The organism is Elioraea sp. (assembly GCF_022842375.1).
GTDB lineage: Bacteria > Pseudomonadota > Alphaproteobacteria > Acetobacterales > Acetobacteraceae > Elioraea_A.
In genome coordinates, this window is record NZ_JALHPR010000048.1 from 1 (window position 1) to 18,633 (window position 18,633).

Annotated in this window: 24 protein-coding genes; all 24 read right to left on the reverse strand. The window is 68.1% G+C overall.

The window, feature by feature from the left end:
• Positions 1 to 387: 387 nt before the first annotated feature.
• Positions 388 to 1,209: a DNA adenine methylase gene (locus Q0C38_RS21965; RefSeq protein WP_291299276.1), complete on the reverse strand. Its 822-nt coding sequence runs from the start codon at positions 1,207 to 1,209 to the stop codon at positions 388 to 390.
• Between the two features lie 143 nt (positions 1,210 to 1,352).
• Positions 1,353 to 1,604: a hypothetical protein gene (locus Q0C38_RS21970; protein ID WP_291299277.1), complete on the reverse strand. Its 252-nt coding sequence runs from the start codon at positions 1,602 to 1,604 to the stop codon at positions 1,353 to 1,355.
• Positions 1,601 to 1,975, reverse strand: a complete 375-nt coding sequence (locus Q0C38_RS21975) for a hypothetical protein (protein WP_291299278.1) — start codon at positions 1,973 to 1,975, stop codon at positions 1,601 to 1,603. Before Q0C38_RS21975 ends, Q0C38_RS21970 begins: the two co-directional genes overlap by 4 nt.
• Before the next feature lie 4 nt (positions 1,976 to 1,979).
• Complete coding sequence (locus Q0C38_RS21980; protein ID WP_291299279.1) at positions 1,980 to 2,270, reverse strand: hypothetical protein; 291 nt, start codon at positions 2,268 to 2,270, stop codon at positions 1,980 to 1,982.
• Positions 2,271 to 2,281: 11 nt separating this feature from the next.
• Positions 2,282 to 3,367, reverse strand: a complete 1,086-nt coding sequence (locus Q0C38_RS21985) for a hypothetical protein (RefSeq protein ID WP_291299280.1) — start codon at positions 3,365 to 3,367, stop codon at positions 2,282 to 2,284.
• Positions 3,368 to 3,459: 92 nt separating this feature from the next.
• Positions 3,460 to 4,245: a hypothetical protein gene (locus tag Q0C38_RS21990; protein ID WP_291299281.1), complete on the reverse strand. Its 786-nt coding sequence runs from the start codon at positions 4,243 to 4,245 to the stop codon at positions 3,460 to 3,462.
• A gap of 274 nt (positions 4,246 to 4,519) precedes the next feature.
• Positions 4,520 to 4,966 carry a hypothetical protein gene (locus Q0C38_RS21995; protein WP_291299282.1) on the reverse strand — a complete coding sequence of 149 codons (447 nt, stop codon included), beginning with the start codon at positions 4,964 to 4,966 and terminating at the stop codon, positions 4,520 to 4,522.
• A gap of 10 nt (positions 4,967 to 4,976) precedes the next feature.
• Entirely contained in the window at positions 4,977 to 5,813 is an 837-nt protein-coding gene (locus Q0C38_RS22000) for a phage tail protein (RefSeq protein ID WP_291299283.1), read from the reverse strand.
• A gap of 9 nt (positions 5,814 to 5,822) precedes the next feature.
• Complete coding sequence (locus Q0C38_RS22005; protein WP_291299284.1) at positions 5,823 to 9,566, reverse strand: host specificity factor TipJ family phage tail protein; 3,744 nt, start codon at positions 9,564 to 9,566, stop codon at positions 5,823 to 5,825.
• Positions 9,563 to 9,973, reverse strand: coding sequence for an NlpC/P60 family protein (locus tag Q0C38_RS22010; RefSeq protein WP_291299285.1), 411 nt, complete (start codon positions 9,971 to 9,973; stop codon positions 9,563 to 9,565). Before Q0C38_RS22010 ends, Q0C38_RS22005 begins: the two co-directional genes overlap by 4 nt.
• Positions 9,973 to 10,446 carry a DUF1833 family protein gene (locus Q0C38_RS22015; RefSeq protein ID WP_291299286.1) on the reverse strand — a complete coding sequence of 158 codons (474 nt, stop codon included), beginning with the start codon at positions 10,444 to 10,446 and terminating at the stop codon, positions 9,973 to 9,975. The genes Q0C38_RS22010 and Q0C38_RS22015 overlap by 1 nt, the downstream gene beginning before the upstream one ends.
• Positions 10,443 to 10,796: a hypothetical protein gene (locus Q0C38_RS22020; RefSeq protein WP_291299287.1), complete on the reverse strand. Its 354-nt coding sequence runs from the start codon at positions 10,794 to 10,796 to the stop codon at positions 10,443 to 10,445. The genes Q0C38_RS22015 and Q0C38_RS22020 overlap by 4 nt, the downstream gene beginning before the upstream one ends.
• Positions 10,796 to 12,598 carry a hypothetical protein gene (locus tag Q0C38_RS22025; protein WP_291299288.1) on the reverse strand — a complete coding sequence of 601 codons (1,803 nt, stop codon included), beginning with the start codon at positions 12,596 to 12,598 and terminating at the stop codon, positions 10,796 to 10,798. Before Q0C38_RS22025 ends, Q0C38_RS22020 begins: the two co-directional genes overlap by 1 nt.
• Positions 12,595 to 12,843, reverse strand: coding sequence for a DUF1799 domain-containing protein (locus Q0C38_RS22030; RefSeq protein WP_291299289.1), 249 nt, complete (start codon positions 12,841 to 12,843; stop codon positions 12,595 to 12,597). Before Q0C38_RS22030 ends, Q0C38_RS22025 begins: the two co-directional genes overlap by 4 nt.
• A 95-nt stretch (positions 12,844 to 12,938) precedes the next feature.
• A complete protein-coding gene (locus Q0C38_RS22035; RefSeq protein ID WP_291299290.1) occupies positions 12,939 to 13,253 on the reverse strand; it encodes a hypothetical protein in 315 nt (104 codons plus the stop codon).
• Positions 13,254 to 13,271: 18 nt separating this feature from the next.
• Positions 13,272 to 14,201: a phage tail tube protein gene (locus Q0C38_RS22040; RefSeq protein WP_291299291.1), complete on the reverse strand. Its 930-nt coding sequence runs from the start codon at positions 14,199 to 14,201 to the stop codon at positions 13,272 to 13,274.
• Positions 14,202 to 14,203: 2 nt separating this feature from the next.
• Entirely contained in the window at positions 14,204 to 14,395 is a 192-nt protein-coding gene (locus Q0C38_RS22045; RefSeq protein ID WP_291299292.1) for a hypothetical protein, read from the reverse strand.
• 2 nt (positions 14,396 to 14,397) lie between these two features.
• On the reverse strand, positions 14,398 to 14,826 hold the full coding sequence (locus Q0C38_RS22050) for a hypothetical protein (RefSeq protein WP_291299293.1): 429 nt from the start codon (positions 14,824 to 14,826) through the stop codon (positions 14,398 to 14,400).
• On the reverse strand, positions 14,823 to 15,329 hold the full coding sequence (locus tag Q0C38_RS22055) for a phage virion morphogenesis protein (RefSeq protein WP_291299294.1): 507 nt from the start codon (positions 15,327 to 15,329) through the stop codon (positions 14,823 to 14,825). The genes Q0C38_RS22050 and Q0C38_RS22055 overlap by 4 nt, the downstream gene beginning before the upstream one ends.
• Entirely contained in the window at positions 15,329 to 15,754 is a 426-nt protein-coding gene (locus Q0C38_RS22060; RefSeq protein WP_291299295.1) for a gp436 family protein, read from the reverse strand. Before Q0C38_RS22060 ends, Q0C38_RS22055 begins: the two co-directional genes overlap by 1 nt.
• A 5-nt stretch (positions 15,755 to 15,759) precedes the next feature.
• Complete coding sequence (locus tag Q0C38_RS22065; RefSeq protein ID WP_291299296.1) at positions 15,760 to 16,170, reverse strand: hypothetical protein; 411 nt, start codon at positions 16,168 to 16,170, stop codon at positions 15,760 to 15,762.
• Positions 16,171 to 16,173: 3 nt separating this feature from the next.
• Positions 16,174 to 17,103 (reverse strand): phage capsid protein, encoded by a 930-nt coding sequence (locus tag Q0C38_RS22070; RefSeq protein WP_291299297.1) that lies wholly within the window; start codon positions 17,101 to 17,103, stop codon positions 16,174 to 16,176.
• Positions 17,104 to 17,116: 13 nt separating this feature from the next.
• Positions 17,117 to 17,491 carry a capsid cement protein gene (locus Q0C38_RS22075; RefSeq protein WP_291299298.1) on the reverse strand — a complete coding sequence of 125 codons (375 nt, stop codon included), beginning with the start codon at positions 17,489 to 17,491 and terminating at the stop codon, positions 17,117 to 17,119.
• On the reverse strand, positions 17,488 to 18,633 hold a 1,146-nt coding region (locus Q0C38_RS22080), incomplete at its 5' end, for a hypothetical protein (protein WP_291299299.1). The genes Q0C38_RS22080 and Q0C38_RS22075, both read right to left, overlap by 4 nt.

The window sequence follows — 18,633 nt, forward strand, 5'->3', positions numbered from 1 at the left end:
CACCCCCTCCGCCAGCGGTCTATCGAAGCGCGCTCTCCGGTGGAACTGAGACGGCTCTTAGCCGCAGGTTTCCCGCGGTTCTCGCCATAGCCCTGGTGACTGTAGCGCGCCGAATGGTTTTTCCCTGAAGCGCCACATGGTTCTTCCCGCGCAAAAGCAGCGCCGGCGCCCTGGCGAGAGACGGCATTCCTCTGTGATCGGAGATTATCCCCATCCCCGGCATCATGTTCCTAACCGTGAGCAGCACTAGGCGGACCTGGCTGAAGGGCGCCTTCAGCGTACCTTGAGGCACCGGGCGCGACCTGCTGAGCCCCCGAGCTGGCAGCTGCCGCAGAGGATAGGTGCCGGCGCAAAGAAGCGGAAACCGCGGCCCGGAACACCATTGCTTCATCTCCTCCGCGATGCGCGGGAGCGACGAGAAGCGATGAGCAGCTCGCGGACAGGCTTCGACGAGCTGCCGCCGCCGACTGAGTACACCGTCTGCACCGCCTCGACCTGGAAGCTGCGGAAGGTGCGCCTGACCTCCGGCGTGTCGTTCAGCGATAGGATGAAGCCGCCCTGCAGGCCGCCGAGCACCGCAGCCAACGCGTCGAAGTCTTCTCGGCCGAAGCCTTGGCCGTAGTCGCCCTCGCTGCCCCAATAGGGCGGGTCAAGATAGAACAGAGCGCCAGGCCGGTCGTACTTTGCGATGCAGGCCTGCCAGGGCAGACACTCGATCACGACGCCTGCGAGCCGGCAGTGCACCTCCTCGAGGAGCGGCACGACCTTGGTGACGTCGAAACGCGCGCCGGTCGCGTAGCTGACGCCGAATGATCGGCCTGTCACCTTTCCGCCGAACCCGCAGCGCTGGAGGTAGAGGAAGCGGGCGCTGCGCTCCAGGTCGGTCATGGTGTCTGGCGGGGTGGCCATGAGCCGCTCGAAGTCAGCACGCGTGGTGAGCTGCCAGCGCAGCATCTCCAGGAAGGCTTGGTAGTGCCGCTGCAGCACCCTGAACAGCGTGGCCACGTCCCGGCTCAGGTCGTTGATCACCTCAGCCGGGGGTGCATTTCGCCTGCGCAGGAATACGCCGCCCATCCCGAGGAAGGGTTCGCAGTAGAGCTCGTGTGGGACAGCCTCGATCCGCTCAACGATCCTCTCGGCGAGACGGCGCTTGCCGCCAATCCAGGGTGCGACAGGGCGAACAGGTGCAACGGCGCGCATGGACGCCATGGGATGACCTCGATAGCCTGATCCCGCCCCTGCAGGGGTGGCGGGATGGCCGCAAGCGGCCGATTGTGGTCATGAGGGCGCTACCCCTCGGCTCGGGGCGCGCCAACGCCCCGTCCCCCGCCGGCCGACGCCGGCGACGAAAGTCAGCTCGCGGGCGGTGCGATCGGTGCGTCGAAGAGGGTGACGGTGTCGCCTGTATTCTGCGCCACGAAGACCATCTCCCCGCCATCTGAGGCGCTGATGATCACCGAATCACCTGGGTGAAGCAGGTGGGCGAGGCGATTGAAGAACCCCGGCTCACGAATAGACTGCACCCCCATCTCAGGCTTGTAGAGCCAGAGCGTGAAACCGCTGGCGTAGGCGAGGACTGATAAACGCTGAACGTCGGCCTTCATGCCGTCACTTCCACTTCAACATCGAGGTCGCCGGGCTGGATTGTGATGGGCACGCCGGCCTGGATGTTCACGGCGGCATTGAGCGATCCAACCCACCGGCATTCCCCGCCGGTCTGTGCCGTGAACAGGCCGCCATGCGTGAAGGCGCCTTGCGTGACGGTGAAGCCGGTGAACGTGGCGGCGCTGTCGTTCGTTCCGACCGGCCCTGAGGGCGTCACAATGACCGGCACGCGGGCATAGCCGGTGCCTGAGGTGCTGGCCTCCCCCACCAGGCCGGCGGGGTTCTGGCCTGTGCCGAGGCCAAGCCAATAGGTTCCGGCAAGGGCGGCCATCGCGAAGGTTGCGCCGGCGGTGGTGAGGTTCGATGCCATCTTGTCAGCCTCCCGAGGCGCGGTTGAGCGCGATGACGTAGAGGGGCCCCTGTTCGGTCACTTCGGTGACGACGTAGGACAGCAGAGAGCCGCCGGCGACGGCGCGCGGGCGGATGCCCGGATCGGTGCGGACGCCTTCGGCGTAGGTCAGCAGCAGCGACGCGTCAGGGCTCACGATGACCATGCCCGCGTCACCTGGCTTCACGTCCGCCGTGAAGGCGAGCGTTGCCTCAACACCGCCTGGAATGGTCCAAGGGATGCCGGCAAGAGGGGTGGCGATCGTCCATTTCTCCACGGGCCTGGCTCCTAGATCTCGACCGGAACGCCGCTCTCATGCTGCGCGACCATCAGCACAGGATCGGCACTCAAGAGGTCCTCATACGCATCGGTGATCGTGAGGGTTCCGCCGGTCGGATCGGCGAAGCTCACGTTCTGCAGAAGGCCACGCGGCGGGGTGGTGCCGTTGGCGAAGCTCGACTGCTGATAGGCGGCGAACTGTGTGAGCCGCGAAATGCTGGTGAGGCCCGACACAGTGAGGTCGCACGTCACATAGCGGGTCGTTGCCACCTGCGAATTGTCGAACGCGCCAACGGCCGAGATGCTCCCGGCGCCGGTGAGCGCGAACCCATGCGCACCCTGCCGGCGCAGTGGGAACCCACCGGGGCTGACCAGGGTCGCGCGCAGCGTCGTTGCGTTGATGCGCACGGCGCGGCAGAGGCGCGGTTGATCCGGGCTCTGCGCCGTCGCACCGTTCCACCCTGCGATGCGCAGCGCCAGGCCTTCGGTGGCGCGCCTGGCGGTCGATCGCATCACGTGCTGATTGTCGCCCGAGCTCTCGAGATACTGGTCAATCGGGATCCAGCCCATGGGGTAGATCGGCCGCAGAACGAACGGGAGACGCGGCAGGCCTGCGACCGGTTCGCCATAGCCTGCGAGCGCATCCATGATGCGGCGGATGCTGCCAAGGTTGCCGCCACCGGAGCCGCGCGAGGCATTGCACACCGGCAGGATGTAGAACGCGCCGAAGCTCGGGGCGCAGTCGTCGAAAATCTTCTGGTAGGCGGCCACGATCGCGTCGCGGTAGCCGTTGAAGAAGAACCCGCCGTCGTTGTCGTCCTGCGTGTTGCAGTAGTGAATGAGAACGTGCATCCGCGCCGCGTTCCCTTCGGCGAGGATGTAGTCACGCAGGGGGCCGCCGTGCGTGTCATAGGCGGCGCCGGCACGGTTCCACCAGGCGTCCGATGCGCCGCTCCAGTCGATGAAATTGGTTCCGCTGACCATCGAGTAGGCCGGCGGGCTGCCACCGTTCGACAGGGCGCGGACGTTCACCGTCACGCCCGGCAGGTATTGTTGCAGGCGCGAAAGCAGCCGGGCCTGCCCGGTCACGCTCAAGCCGGGCTCGCTCGTCTCGCCTGATCCGCCCCACATGATGCCTTGGCTCTGCGCCCATGTGGTCGTGCTTAAGAGCTGATAGCGAAACACCCTCAGACCCTCCCGAGCATGCGGTCGAGGTTGTCGCCGATCGGCGCGTCCGTGGTGGGCGGCGCATAGTCGGCCGCGAACGCGAACAGCTCGAAGTTGCCGATCCCTCCGGCTGCAGCCGTGTACCAGTCGCGATTGATCATCGCGCTAGGCGAGCCGTTGCCCGCAACCGCGCGCGCTGCCGTGGCAGCCTGCGTCAAGCTCGGGTAAGGCCCTGTGCCCTTGGTCTTCACGAACAGGCGCGTGATGTTGTCGGACGTGCCCGGCGTAGTGCGGTCATCGTTCAACACGAGGGCCAGGGCGATCGGCTCGTTAGCCGTGATCGCGCCGGGTATCGTCTGTGCACTGACCGCGGTGCTGTCGGCGCGCCAGAAGCGCAGTTGCCCGCCGCTGTTCACATCGAGGCCATAGCCGCGCCGCTCGTTCTGGAACGTGTTGTTCAACGTGCCGACGCCGAACAGGCGCGTGCGCCAGGTCGGCACCAAGGCGAACCTGACGAGCATGTAGACCATCAGCAGCGGCGAACCGGATTCGATGCGCGTCGGCAGGGTGCCGGCCCCGGTGGGGAAGCCGAACCATTTCCCGTTCGTGGTGTCGCCGGTGCCGGTGGAACCCGCGAAGGTGACCACGCTCGCGGCCTGGCTGTGCGTCGGGCGGTTGGCGAGGGTGCCTTGCGTGACGGTGCCGGCGAGGCTCTGGCCGCTCGTCCACGAGCTCACGTCCGCGTCGGCGGTCGTGATGGTCGCGGGCCTGTCGGCGCGGTGATCGTGCCGGCCCGTGTTCAACACGAGCTCGCCGCCTGGTGCGGCGTTCGCGAGGATCGCAAGCCGGCTGCCAACGCGCCAGGAAATGCTTGTTAGTTGCGCGCCAGGCGGCGGGGGTGGCGGGGGAGGAGGTGGAACAGGGCTGGATGGCCCGGCGAGCGAGATGCGCCCCACACCTACACCGCGAGCAGCGATCGGTGGCCGGATCCCTCGCCTGATCTGTCCAGGTGTGCGTGCCATGCAGCTCCTCTGCACCGACACTCTCCCAAGGCTGCGATGGCGCTCAGGCTGATCAGCGTCAGCCTTGCAGCATTCGCGCATCAGGATCGTAGGCGAGGAGCTCGGCGACGCGTGCGTCGCTCCAGCTCATCGCGGCCGCCGCGCCAAGGACACGCGCGTCGTCATTCCAGAGCCATCGTGCCGCCTCCCACAGCAGGCGGTCACGCACAGGCAGTGTCGCGACGATGGTGCTGAGGTCAACCGCTTCCTGCTCCGTCATGCGCTCGATCAGCGTGGAGCGCAGCACGCGCCACCTTCCAGCCTCTCGGCCAGTCGCCTGCCGCCACGCGGCGAGGTATGGGCCGAAGGCATCCAGGTCGACCGGTGTGCTTCCGGCGTCTCTCTCCTCGAACCCCACCTCTCCATCCCAGTGCAGCGCACGCACCCCCGAGGGCAGCGTCACGGCGCACGCCGCGCCGACGCCGTCGACGACCACCATGCCATCAGCGGAGACAGAGACGCGCATCGCTGCCTCCTCAGGTCTTGATCACGGAGTTGACGACCGCAGTGGGCTGCACATTCGGATGGGCTTCGCCGCCCCCCGCGGCGTCTATCGTTAGCCCATGGGTATGCGCTCCGGCAGACGAGGTCACGGGCTGCGTCGGTGATAGAGCGCCAGCATTGTCGCCGCTGGTGGTAGTGCTGCCGAAAGTAGGATCGAAATAGGGGCCGAGGACCGTGTGCGTGTGAGCGCCGGCGCTGGCAGCCGTCCCCGTGTGCGTGTGCGACGGGATCTGCGGCGTCCCGAGCGTGTGCCTGTCGGAGCCACCAGCACCGCCGAGTACCTGCCCGTTCAGCCCTGGGTTCCCCGTGCCCGTGTTCGTAAGGCGCCCCGCAGCCGTGCCACCCATGTTGTCTCGCCCGGCCCGCACGCGGCCGCGCAGGTCAGGCAGGTTGAACGTCGTCGATCCATCGCCGGCGCCCCAGGTGGTGCCGATCGCCGCGAACAGCGCCGCTTGCGCCGTGCGGCTGACTGGCGAGCCATCGCAAAGGAGCCATCCGGTCGGTGGCGTGGCACCCGCAAAGTCCATGATGAACCCAGCCGGGATGGCTGCGCCCGACGCGAGCTTGCTTGCCGGGATCGATCCATCGGCGAGTTGGGTGCCGGGAATGTTCGCTGGCAAGTCGGAGATCACCAGGCTGCTCTTCGTCGCGAGCGCGCCAAGGCCGAGCGTGGTGCGTGCGCCGCCGGGCGTTCCGGTGGAGCCGAGCGTGTCTCGGATGACATCGAGCACCGCGTTGAGAGCGGTCCTGAAACCGCCTTGCGTGACGCCTGAGCCGGTGAGGTCGTTGTTCGGCGGAAGCGTGGCCATAAGTCCTCCTCAGTATCCGAAGATCGAAGCATCAACGGTCGCGGCCACCCCTGTGCCAGTCGCATCGAGCGCCTGCACGAGAGGGCCAAGCACCTGGTCCTTGTCGATCAGGAGCGCAGTGCGTGCCGTCGTGCCGCCCTGGAGCGTGAGCTGCACCGCGCCGATCGCCGCGTAGGTCTTGGTGATCGGCAGCCGCGTTCCAGCCGCCGCGATCGACACGTCGGCGAGCTGCTCGACGATCGATTTCGCATCGAGAATGGCGCGCAGGCGGCGGATCCTGCCGCGTGTCGCCCCTGCACCGATCTCAACACGGATCTCGAACGCGCCTTCCGAGGCCGCCGCTACTCCCGGCCAGGCTGTCCAGGATGCGCCGCCCGTGCCCCACATCGGATCAGCATCCGCGGTCCAGAGTGCGGCCCCATCATCCGTCCAGATGGGGGCCGTCTTGCGCCAGAGCAGCCGCGCCCCATCCCCCTCGAACTCGGCCTCGATGAGAACGCGCGCATCCGACGGCGGCGACGAGAAGGAAACCGTGTCTTCGTAGGCCATCGCTGACCACGCGTCCGGCGGCCACATCGCGCCGCTGGTGCTGTGCCACATCGCGGCCGCGTCGTCCGGCCACATGGGGGCGGAGCCGTCGAGCGTCGCGACCAGGTCGCCACCAACCACCTCGGCCGAGACGCGCGTGCCTGGCCAGGTGAGCGCACGATAGTTTATGGCGGCCGCCGCGTTCTCCGGCACCGGGTCGCCCAGCCCGACGATGATCCTGGCGGCCTCGAGGCTTTCGTTGCCGCTGGTGTCGATCGCCTTGATCAGGATCGTGACGTCGCCGGCGATGCTCGTAGGCAGCGTAAACGGACTCGAGGTCAGCAGCCCACCATGGGCGGGAACAGCCCGCTCCCATTCGACCGAGGCGCCTGCGGCCCACCTGATGATGTATCCAGCCAGGTCGAGATCCTGCACCGCCAACCAGTCAACGTCGCGGCCGGCGATCGCGAAGCCCTGGACATCGGATGGCGCTGCGGCCTTCCCGAGAACCTGGTGCATGGTGCTGGCTGACCACGCGCTGGCGGCACCGACGCGCGTCGTCGCGCGGACCTGCAGCTCGTAGACCGCCTCGTCTTCAACGGGGCTGGCGTAGAGGGTGGTCCGCACACCTTCGGCCGCGGGCCCGATCTGCCACGGCTCCGCGCTCTCCGAGCGGCGCCATCGCAGCTGCATGAACCCGAAGAACGGCTCGTCGCGTGCAGCGACGCCGACGGCGATGCGGCTGATGATCGACCCATCGCCGCCACGGATGAGAGCACGCGTGCCAGAGTAGACCTCGTCGATCGCCGGCACGAGCGGCGGCGTGCCGGGCGGCGGGAACGGCAGCGTCATGCCCGGATCGAACGGCGGTATGACGCCACCGGCATCCGCCGCGTGAACATCCGGCGCAGCATCGACGAGCGTCAGCCGCGCGGTGAGGTCCGGGCCCGGCTGGATCTGCTTGACGAGCAGGAGAGCACTTTCGCGGCCCGCCTCGCCGAACTGCACCAGGTCGCCGATCGCAGGAGCATCCAACAGCGGGATCGGCACTGCTAGCACGAGGCGTCGCGTCAGGCCCTCGGCGTCGATCTCCGGCACCACGGAGTAGACATGGCCGGTAGCGTCGGACCGCCTGACGCGCACGGTGTAGAGGCGGTCCGCTCTGACCTCCATCGCTGCATCGATCGTGACGGCGACGACATCGCCGCTCTCTTCCTCGAGCTCGGCGACGCGGCCCCAACCGATACCCCACAGCGGCACGTCGTGAGCAACGCGCACCAGATCACCGCGTGTGGCGATGAGGTGCTCGACGTCGCAGGAGATCTCGTAGGTCTCCGGCCTCAGCTGCGCGACGGCGAGGTGGTAGCGCCCCTCGCGCCATCCCTGCGCGCGTCTGGTGCAGCCCCACATCTCCAGCGTCTCGAGCCGCTGCGCGGTGTTCTCGTCGAAGCCGTCGGCGTAGACGATCACCTCTTGCTGCTGCCATTCCCGCTCGGGCTCGATGTACCGGACACGAACCCCCTGCGCGCGATCGGGGAAGAGCTTCCGGCCGCTGAAGTTCCAGCTGTTCCGCGGCGTGAAGTGCTGGATCGGCACGATCTGCGGGATGTCTCGCACGATGGAGAACCGGCCATCGCGCATGCCGAAGGCAGCACGTCCGGAAGCAGCGATGTCGCGCAGCAGCTCGAAGACGGTGGTCTCGGCATCGACGACTGCGTCGAAGGTCCACCGCGGTGCCACGCCATCCGGAGCCGCAGCGTCGCAGTCAGCTGCCCAATCCACGAACGCCTGGAGGTCGATGCGGTCATCCGAGATCGGCCGGGGGTTCGCAGTACCGCGCAGCACCTCGAGGTAGGCCCAGGCATGGTTGCGCGTCGGCTGCCTGACCCACTCTGCCCCGTTCCAGACCGGCAGGAGGGCCTGCGCCACGGCGCTGAATTGATCCACCACACCCGAGAGCTGGTCCGTCGCCTTGATGCGCATCGCGACGATGCATCGGCCTGACCTGCGCAGGGGATAGTCAGGCTGGATCGAGCGCACGGCGGTGACGAACATCTCGTCGCGCACCGTGGCGCTGGTCGTGTCCGGCGTCAGCCTGGTGAAGCGCAGGGCGTGGCGGCCTGGCGTCGGGAAGACGATGCGCACGCCTTGCCGAACGGTGGACGTCGTCGCGGCGGTGACGGTCGTCTCACCGGCGCTGACCCACTCGCCATCAGGCAGAAGCCGCCATTCCGTGCGGAACGTCACGCTGCGGTTCTGCTGCGAACCATCGCCGCCGAAGGTAAGCAGGCCACCGAAGGCCACGTCGATCGTCGTCTCTGCCGCCGCGTCGCGGGTTTCCAGGATCTGCGGGCCGCCGGCTTCTGTGATCTTGAGCGAGTACTCGTCCTGCCGGATGGTGCGGCTGTAGAGCGTCGCGGGGGGATCTTCCGGAAAGCCTTGCCGGATCTCGATCTCGACGCCCTCGAACTGCTCGATCGGCACGGCGCCGATCCGCAGGTCGGAGAGCTCGAGCGGCCCGTATCCGAAGTCGAAGAGAAGGCGCAGGAACTGCTGATCGCCTTCCGACTCCGTGACCGGCCGTGCCGCCATCGGCGGATACACGCGATGACGCCCGAACACCCGAGGCACCGGGCCGTAGGGGTTCGACCGGTTCGCGCTGCCGGTAATGCTCAGCGTCGGCGAGGTGCGCGTGGCACCACCGAAGGTGAGCGACGAAAGCGATGGCTTCGGTGGAGGCACGAGAGCGTTGATCGCTAGGGTGCCGACAGCGGTGATCAGGAAGCCGCCTAGTGCTGTTGCGAACGCGCTCGAGGTCACACCAAGGATCGTTGCAGGCACGACTGACCCATAGATGCCCGAAAGGATTGCACCTCCAAGCGCGGGCCCGAGAAAGAAGGCAGCAGCGATAACGGCGATCGACAGGATGGTCCGCAGCGGGTTCTTGCCACCACCACCTCCGCCCTGTGGCACGACGCGGAGCTGGAGCAGCATGCCCTCCCGCGGCTTCACCAGGTGCCAGTTCTCGCGCGGTATCCATGCGGGATCCGCACCGCCGTTCGGGTCCACCAGCCACACCTGCGTGAAAGCGCGAAGCGCAGGATCGATCGGCGCGTCGTTGAGCAGCTGCGCGACGGTTAGGCCAGCCGGCGCGAGATAGTCGGTCCGATCACCGCTGAACGGCTTGGGCAGCGCGATAACGCGCACTTCTCCGGGCGCGCTCATGCTAGGTCCCAGTGCCGATAGAGCCCGATCCGGCGACTTGCCCACCGCATCCCGTCCAGCCGATCGAGGGCGCTGTTTGTGCCGCGCTCGACGTGCAGCATCCATCCAGGCGCGACGACCAGGCCAACGTGCGTCGGCTGTCCCATGAGCCGGAAAAGCGCGACGTCGCCGGCGCGCTCAGGAACGCCGAGCACTGGCGTCCAGTCAGGAAGCGCGCGCGCGACCGTCGCGGCAACGGCCTGCCGATCGGCGGTGTGGGCGTAGCCGCCGAGGTAGCTCGGCACCTCCGCGTCGAACACTTCCGCGAGCACCAGGCGCACCAGGCCCCAGCAGTCGCAGCCGGATCGATCCCTGCCGCACTCAGCGAAGGGGAGCCCCACATACTCGGCGGCCCATGCCGGCACCATCAGAAGAGCCCTGGATAGTCAGCGGGCACGTAGGCATCAGCCGGATACCTAGCGTTCAGCACGTCCTCGAACACCAGCTCGCCTTCGACCGTCAGCGTGTCGTAGCTGCCCTGGCGCAGCGTCATCCTGAACGGCCCCGCCTCTACAAGGTCAGGCTCGCTCGCGCGCACCACTTCGATCGCGACGCTGGGAGGCGACGTCAGCGCCCGCAGCGCTGCGACGATGTCCCGATGCACGTTGTCGATCTTCAGCGTCACGCGCGGCACGCTGTCGGCATCGTCGCCTGGCAGGTCGATCTCGAAGGGATAGGCGACAAAGAGGTTGCCGCGGCTGGTGATGCCCTGGCCGTCATTCACCACCCGGATCGGTGATGCCAGGTCCTCCGCCTCGATCGTGAGCAGGATCAGCCAAGCCTCGCCCGTCTCCTCGGCCGTGAGCGACTGGCGCGCTGCGAGAGAGAGAGCGCGGGTCATGGCAGGATCTCCATCCGTAGGCTCGCGCGCCACAGCGCCCCAGCGTCCTCCGGCCGCAGCTCCGGTGGGACAGTGAAGCGCACGCGGGCAACCTCGCCGGTGCGTGGATGCGTCCAGTCGAAGGACAGCGACCCCGCGGCCGTCGTGTCCCGCCAGAACGCCATGAGCGTGACGGTCTGCGCCGCCGACATCAGCATCGTGCCCTCGATGGCGGTGACCCCTGCCGTGTATCGACGCCGCACCTTTGCGGGGCCGACGTCCATCGGTGTCCTGATGGCTAGGTCAGTGGGGCGCTCGCTGTAGCCCTCGATCTCGGCCGCGCCTGGGAGGGTGGAGGGCCACGCAGGCATCAGCCTGCCCCTCGTCGGCTCAGGCCGTAGCTCGCCTGCATCTCGCGATCGAGCGCGCCATCGGCGACGGCACGTCGCACCTCCTGCCGTACGACCATCCTGATCATGCGCTGCCCGTCCGGCCCACGGCTCTCGGTGGTCTCGATCGGCGGGGCGCCCGCGCCACGCTGATCGATCACCTGCACCATGACGTCGCCACCACCGGCCGGCGCCAGCGCGCGCATCTGCGCGGGCGTGAACACGCCCTCGCCACGCTCGAGGATTGCCGGGACTTCGTTCGGCCGGATGATCCCGCCGGTGTGAAAGCGGGGAGCGCGGTCGAAGATCGCCTGCGACACCACGCGACGCGCTCCATCACCGGTTCCGACGATCCCGCCTGTGTGCAGTGGCGTCGCCGTGACCGGAACAATGGAAGGCCCGGCAATGGCGCCTGGTGATGGACCGAAGCCGAATGCTCCCGCGAGTGAAGACAGGCCGCTTCTGAGCAGCACCGACGCTGCCTGTGTCAGTGGGCCGGTGATCTGCTCGAAGATCAGCTTTTCCAACACGCCTGAAGCGAGCCGCTGAAGCAGCCCGCCGATGCCGCCATCCAGGGCGCGAACGCCGGTGAAGGCATCAGCGAGCGCGCGGGCAGACTCCCGTCCGAAGCCTTGCACCTCGTCACCCAGCTTCTCGAACGCCGCTTCGAGTCCGCCGATATCCGTGGTCGCGCCACTGGCCGCTTGCTGGGTCTTTGCGAGGTCTTCGCCGGCGCGCGCGAGAGCACGCTGCCAGGTCTCCTGGGAGATCAGGCCGAGGTCGAGCAGAGTGTTCAGACGCGCCTGCTCGTCGTTGTACCGCTCCAGCGGTGTACGCACCTCTTGCTCAAGCGACTGCGCCGACTGTCGTAAGGCCCTGAAGGGATCATCCACAGTGGTGCTGCGCGCGGCACCTGCAGCTCGCGTGCGCTCTGGCCGCGCCTCCGGCTGTCCACTTGGCAAGGGCGCATTGAAGATCTGCCGCTCAGCGGCCGCCAGGGACTGAAGCTGCCCTTCCAACAGCCGAAGCTCGTTCCGATACTGGGCGATGGTGCGCTCGGCGCCGTCGCGGAAGTTCTGGAAATCGAATGAGCCGTCGCCCTGCTGCTGGCGCTGCGCCGCGATCTCGCTCTCAAGCCCTTCTGCGGTCGCAAGCGCGATCGCGCGGCGACGCTCGATCTGCACGCGGGCATTCGCAATCGCGGCCACGCTGTTCTGACGCTGCTCGATCGTGAGGCGTCGCGTCCTGGCCTCGCTCGTCTCAAGGGCCGTTGAAACCCCGTCGAGAGCCTTGCGTAGAGCCTCCTGCGCACTCGCAAAGGTGTTTGTCTCCTGAGCGGCTGTGCCGAAGATGTTCGACGTCGCGAGCATCTGTGCGCCAACCGCAGCAACCTGAACGACCAGGCCTGCGATGCCGCCAGCCAGCGCTCCGGCGAGCTGCCCGCCCTGCTGCGCGAATGCGGTGAAGGCAGAGCCGCCGGCCTGGACCTGCGTGACGAAGTCGCCGACCTGGAAGCCGATCTGGCCGAAGTTCTGCCGCACCCTCTGGAGCGCTGTTCCGGTGCGGCCAGCCAGCGCGCCTTCGACCTGGGCCCCAGCTCGTGCAGCGGCAGTTCCAACCGTTGCGAGCGAGCGGCTCGCGGACACGGCAGCAGCATCGATCTCCTTCGCGGCGGCGGTGCCGGTTGGGCCAAGCGCGCCGATCGCGCTCTGCGTGCGCACGAGCTCCGCCCGCGCGGCAGAGCCGTCAGCGTTCAGGATTAGCTTGACGGTCAGGTCCGTCATGCGTGCATCGCCGCCAGCGCCTCGCGTTCTAGATGCCGCACCTGGTCGAGCAAGATCTCGGTGAGCACGATGCCGCTCGCATCAGCCACAACCGGCATTGCGGCGTAGTCCAGCCCCGTCGGGATGCCCTTGAACCCGGCGCGCCGCCACTGTGTGCCCATCCGAACGAACACCGTCACCGCCTGCCAATTGTCGGGGAAGACTTCGACCGCTGCCGGAACACGGGCCGAGATGTCTTCAACCACCTCCGCCGTAGCCCCCAGCGCCGCCGCTTGCCGCGCCTGCTCCGTTGCCGCTTCCGCACCGCCGCGTGGCTCGGCCCAGGCACGCGCGACGGCCGTCAGTTTTTTCGGGCAGCTCCGCCGCTGATCGCCTCGGCGTAGGCCTCTGCCAGGCCCGTCAGCACGTAGGGGATCGAGACCAACGCCTCCGCAGCCGCCGCGCTGAACTGCAGGGGCCGCTTCTCCTCGTCGGCGATGTCGCTCCATCCGACCAGCGCGGCAGCGAGCAGCGCCCGCGTGTCGCCGGCGAGCGCGTCCACGCGCTCTCTCGGCAGCAGACGGAACCGGGCGTTGAAGCGCTGGATCTCGTGCTTCCCGTCGTCGATCGGCACGCGCACAATCACCGGCCAGGTGAATTGCGGGTCCTTGGCCATCACGAACATATCGTCACCTCAGCTGATGGAGAGCGTGATCTCGTCGTCGCCAACGTTCGGCAGTGGCACCAGGTCCATGTCGAGCATCGCGATGCCGTCGCTGTCGCGATACCGCGGGTTCAGGATCTGCACGCGCGGCAGCGAGATCTCGGCGATGTTGCCGGCCGACGTGCCTTGCCGGCACCGCACGAGCACTGGCGTCTGAGCGTCGGCGAGCGCGAAGAAGTTCTTGGTGCCCAGCGCAGGCGCCTCGATCGACACCGTCGCCGCCGGCGTCCGGCCGGTGATCTGCACCGATCGGGTGCCCACCAGGTCGCGATACACGACGTCGTTCGCGTGCGTGTAGCTGAAGCTCTCCATAGCCAGCGCCGTGAACCCGTCGATCTCGATCAGCGGCGTGTCGACGAAGCCGACAGGTCGCGGGTCCTTCCACGCGGTGAGGGTCACGGCGGGAAGCGCGACGGCCGTCGGCTGGGTGAAAAAGGCCTGGTACTCGAAGCGCAACCGGGGAAAGGCGTTCGCATTGAGCTCAAGCGACCAGGTGCCACGGCCGCCGAGCCCTCGATGCTGCGTGCCATCGAGGTTGTAGATCAGCGTCAGGCTCTCCTCGCCAGAGGACACTGGCGTGAAGTCGACGCGGGTGGATGGCACGACGGTCTGGGCCATCGCGCAGCCGCGGAGCAGCGGGCCAAAGGCAGGGATGTCACCAGCGGCACCGGCGCCAGCGAGATCCACGGTGGCAGTGAGGCGCATGCGCTTGCCTGCCAGCACGTACGGTCGCGCACCGAAATAGGGACGGATCAGCGGGCGCTCGATCCGCTCAGCCTCCATCGGCGTGACCTCCGCCTCCTGGAGCAGCACGGCATTCGCCGCTCCCGTCGGCACGCTGTCGACGCCATAGGTCGTCTCGATCTTCGCAAGCGTCGCGACGCGGTTCGTGCGTGCCATGATCAGCCTCCCTTCCGCTTCACGGCGCTCGCCTTCGGCGGCAGCTCCGGCAGGTTCGGCTCAACCACCTTCGGCGCGTCGATCGGCGTGCCGTCGGCCTCGCATGGCTTCGGCAGCGCCGGTGTCTCGGTGCCGCCGATGCGCCGGCGCGTGCCATCGGGCAGCAGCTCGTAGGACCCACCCTCTCCAGCCATGCTCAGACACTCCTCAACGTGCTGCGAACCTGAAACTCCGCCTGCCACACGACGTAGCCCTCGCTGGCATCCACCAGACGGCCGCGGAGATAGGTGATCGCGTCGTGGTTCGCGTCTGGCGCCCAGCCGATGAGCGCCTGCACGCAGAAGGCTCGCACCGGCTGGAGCAGCGCCTGCGCCGCCTCTCCGCGGTGGTCGCGAAGACTGGCGACGATCATGACGACGGCGAAAGTCTCGGTGATGCGCTGACGCACAGCGCTGGTGGCCAGCGAGTTCTGCCCCGCATCGTCGGCGAGCTCGATGACATACGCCGCTGGGCAGCGCGCCGCTGGTGGCGGTGCCTGCAGCGCGGAGTACTCCGCCGCGCCCTCGACTGTGCGGAATGGGTTCCCGAGCGTTGCCTTGATGCGCGTGACGATGCTGTCGATCATGCCTGGCCCCCACCACGCGCCAGGCGGTCGCGCAGCCAGTCAGTCGTGATGGCGACGATCTCCGCCCGATCCTCCGCATCGACGCCAAGGAACGGCCGAGCCGGGATCGTCACCTGGCGGCGGACGACAAACTTGTCACCGATCCGGAAGCGCAGGCCCTTGGAAGTCTTCGCGCGAATGGTGGCGCCGAGCTGATGTACGCCGGCATAGACCAGGTTGCTGCCGACTTCGACCCGATCAGACGAGGGCCGATGAGTGATTGAGGCGCGCAGGCGCCCGCTGTCGACGAGTGTCTGACCGCCGACAGAGGCCGCGCGCGCGCTGCGCTTCCAGGGCACTCCAACAGGCCCGCGCGCCGTCTCAAAGCGAAACTGCGTGCTGGCCACCAGCGACGCGCCGATCTGATCCATCAACGAGGTGAGGTCGCGCGTTGCCGCAGCTGCTCTGCCGAGCGCGCTGGCGATCTCGGCATCGTTCACAGTGATGTCGACGCGCGCGACCATCAGCGCGTGAAGTCCGCGAGCTGGTCGCGCGAGAGCTGCCGGCCCGGCGCGTCGATGCGCACCTGGCCGGCCACACTGGACGACGCCGGCGGTGCGGCGCCAGCGATCTCGGCGCGGCCGTCAGCCAGGTCGCGCAGGAGCCGAATGGCATCGTCGTAGTCACGGCGCACGGCGTCGCCGGCGCTCTTGCCGTGCAGCTTGTATCGCGCGATCGAGAGGCACGCCTCGCCGAGGAAGACCGGCGCCGGCGAGACTGGCACGGCGTAGCGCCGCGCCAGATAGCCATCGATCTCTGACGATGCGCCAACGAGAGCCGAGGCAACGACGGCGGCATCGATCGTGTTGCCGCCGGCGCGGTTCGTCAGCTGGACGAGCTCGTCCGTGCCGAACCTGGTCTCCAGCTCGGCCTGCGTGGCGTAGGGCACGGCGGTCAGGCCTTGGTGCGCTTGGCCCGCGGCTTCGACGCAGGGGCACTGGCCGGCGCAGCCTTACCCTCGGCTGCGCCGGCTCCCGTCTGGTCAGTCGCTGCGGGGGGCATGGGGGGCGGCAGCGGAGACGCCTCCGCTGCCGAGGCGGGGGGCACTGTGCCCCCGCCTGTCGCGCCGTCAGCAGGGGCGTCCTGCTGGCCGACCGCTGCCGCGCCGTCCGAAGCAGTGGACGGCGAGGTCGCGGGCGGCAGCGCCGTGAATTGAGTTGCCTGCGTCGCGTGGTCGGTCTCGGGCCAGATCACCCCCTTGTCGATCAGGCTCGCTGCGAGCTGATCATCGCAGGTGATGATGGCGCCCACCGGATATGCGACAAGGTCGTGATCGAGAGGGGAGATGACCCGATAGCGGTGCATGGCTCAGGCCACCGCGTCCTGGAAGAGGTAGCCGAGATCGTTCGCGCTCACGACCTCCGCCACACTCTCGCCGACGCGCACGCGCGTGCCGCCGATGATGCCGGCGTGCGGCTCTGGCATCTGGCCGGAGAAGCGCGTACCGAACTGCGCGGTGAACCCGAACGTGGTGCGCATCTGCGGCCCAGCCAGGCTGTCTCGGTGTATCAGCGCGCAATGCTTTCCCCAGACCCTCTGCATGTTCGCTGCCTGGCCCTTGCGAGCGGTGTTGAGCCAGCCTTCGCCGACAAGCACATCTTCGAGCTCGAAAAGCGCCGCTACCTGCTGACGGGTCACGATGCCGCTGTCGTTCGCATAGCCCATCACCGCCTTCACGATCTGCGGGTGCATCGACAGGCGCGTCCAGGCCTGGCGGCCAATGACCATGACGTTGCCGCGCATGACCATCGTGTCGAGCGCGGTGGTGATGTTCACGAGCGGCGTCGAGTTGGTGAAGTCGGACCACTGGCTCGTGCCGGAGAGGGTCGTGCGCTGAGCTGCCGGATAGGTGTTCAGCGCGAAGACGATGTCCGCCACTCGCTTCTCGCGGTCCAGGAGCACAAGGTCGGTCAGGCCCTGAACCGCGCGCTCGACCGGGTTGTAGCCCTCTGGCGCGTTGTTGATGTCGCGCTGCGGGATGACATCATCCAGACCGTAGTCCAGACAGGCAGCCGCCACTTCGACGGCAGTGAACTCGAGTTCGTTCGGACGCGACCGACGGCCGATGCGTGTGTCGGGGATCGTGAAGCCCTCGGACATCGCGTGACGCATGTACTTGAACTCCTGCGTGCCGACGGGCACGCGGGGCAACACAGCATCGGCAATCAGCGTCGAGTTGCGATACTGGACCGCGATCGCGGTCAGGGTCTGCTGGATCGGAAACGGCGCGTTCGCCATGGGTCAGGCCCCCTCAGCCCTGGAACGAGCCCGGCGCGAGCAGCACCGGGATGATGTCGCCGCTGGCAGCGGACACGAGCGCGATGCCGATGACGCGGACGTTCGAGCCCGCAGCCGCGGTTGCGGCGATCACCGCGCCGTTGGCGTCGGAGGTCAGGAGTGCGCCGCGGGTGATCGTGCCGCCAGCAACGACCTCGGTGACCCCAGCCACGTCCACGTCGCAGCGCTCGCCGGAGACAGCGCCGCCTGGCTGCCGGCAGACGCCGATCAGCGCGCCGGTCGCTGCAGCAGCCTGAACCACAGCCCCATCAGCGGCGCCGGGGATGACGACGCGGTTGAGGCCGATCGTGCCGCCGGCGGTGAAGGTGCGGGTGAGTGTCGGGGTCACTGCTGGGCCTCCCTGCTGATGCGGACCACGGCGTCGGCGAAGCTCAGCGCGTGACCCTTGTCGGCCTCGGCTTTGATCAGCGCCTCGGCGCCGCGCGTGATGCTGCGGTGGTCGGTAAGGTCGACGCGCTCGATGCCGTCACCGGCGACCTCGCCGAAGGCCACCTGCCTCGGCATGCCCTTGAGCAGAGCCTTCAGCGCGTCGGCCGGCACCACCTCGCCAACCTCGGAGAATGCCAGCGGCTTGGTGAGGTCGACCTTTGGATCGGCGAGCGTGCCGAGCAGCTGCACGACCAGCTCGCGCGATGCCTTCGGCAGCTGCGACGCCGCGACGAGCTCGTCTGCGAACTGCACAGCCTGGTCGCGATGCCGCTGGCGCTCGAGCTCGGCGACCGCAGCCTCACGGCGCGCAAGCTCCTTCTCACGCGCGGCAAGCTCCGCCGCGCGGTCCTGGTCGGGCATGGGATCGTCCTTCTTCGGTGTATCGGTTGGCCCCGGCTCGCTGTAGGCGGGCGTCGGCGGCGGCATCGGCAGCGAGGGGGCGTCGGAGATCATGTCCAGATCACCGGACGGCAGGACGCGGTCAGCGGCTTCCTGGCCGAACTGCGTGAGCATGAACTCGCGCATGCGGCGGAGCGCCGAGCCGACGATGCCGAGCGTCCAGGTCTCGGCCAGCTCGACGACGCCTTCCTCGCCAGAAGCGAACGAGATCGGCTTGAGGCCCTTCACGGCCGGCGGCTGCGCGCCGAGCACCCCAACGTGCCGCAGATACCACCCGCCAGGCTTCGGGTTGTTCGGCGCCTGAGGGCTGTAGAGGCTGACTGAGACGCGCTTGTAGCGGCCGGCTCGGACCAGCTCGGCGAAGGCCGGATCGACCTGGCGCGGATCGGCGAGCAGCGTGCCACCCTCTACGCGCAAGCCCTGCACCCAGCCATAGGCCGGCGCATCAGCGTCGGGGTGACCCACGACGATCGGCGCCTCGTGCAGCGCGGGGTCGTAGCTCTCGGCCAGCTGCGCCAGGTCAGCATCGGTGAACGCCACGGTGCGGCCGGCAGCATCGGTGTGCCGGCCTGACCGGAACACCTCGATGGGTGCCGTGGTGGGATCGGTGTTGCGGTTCGTCGTCATCGGGGGCACCGTAGG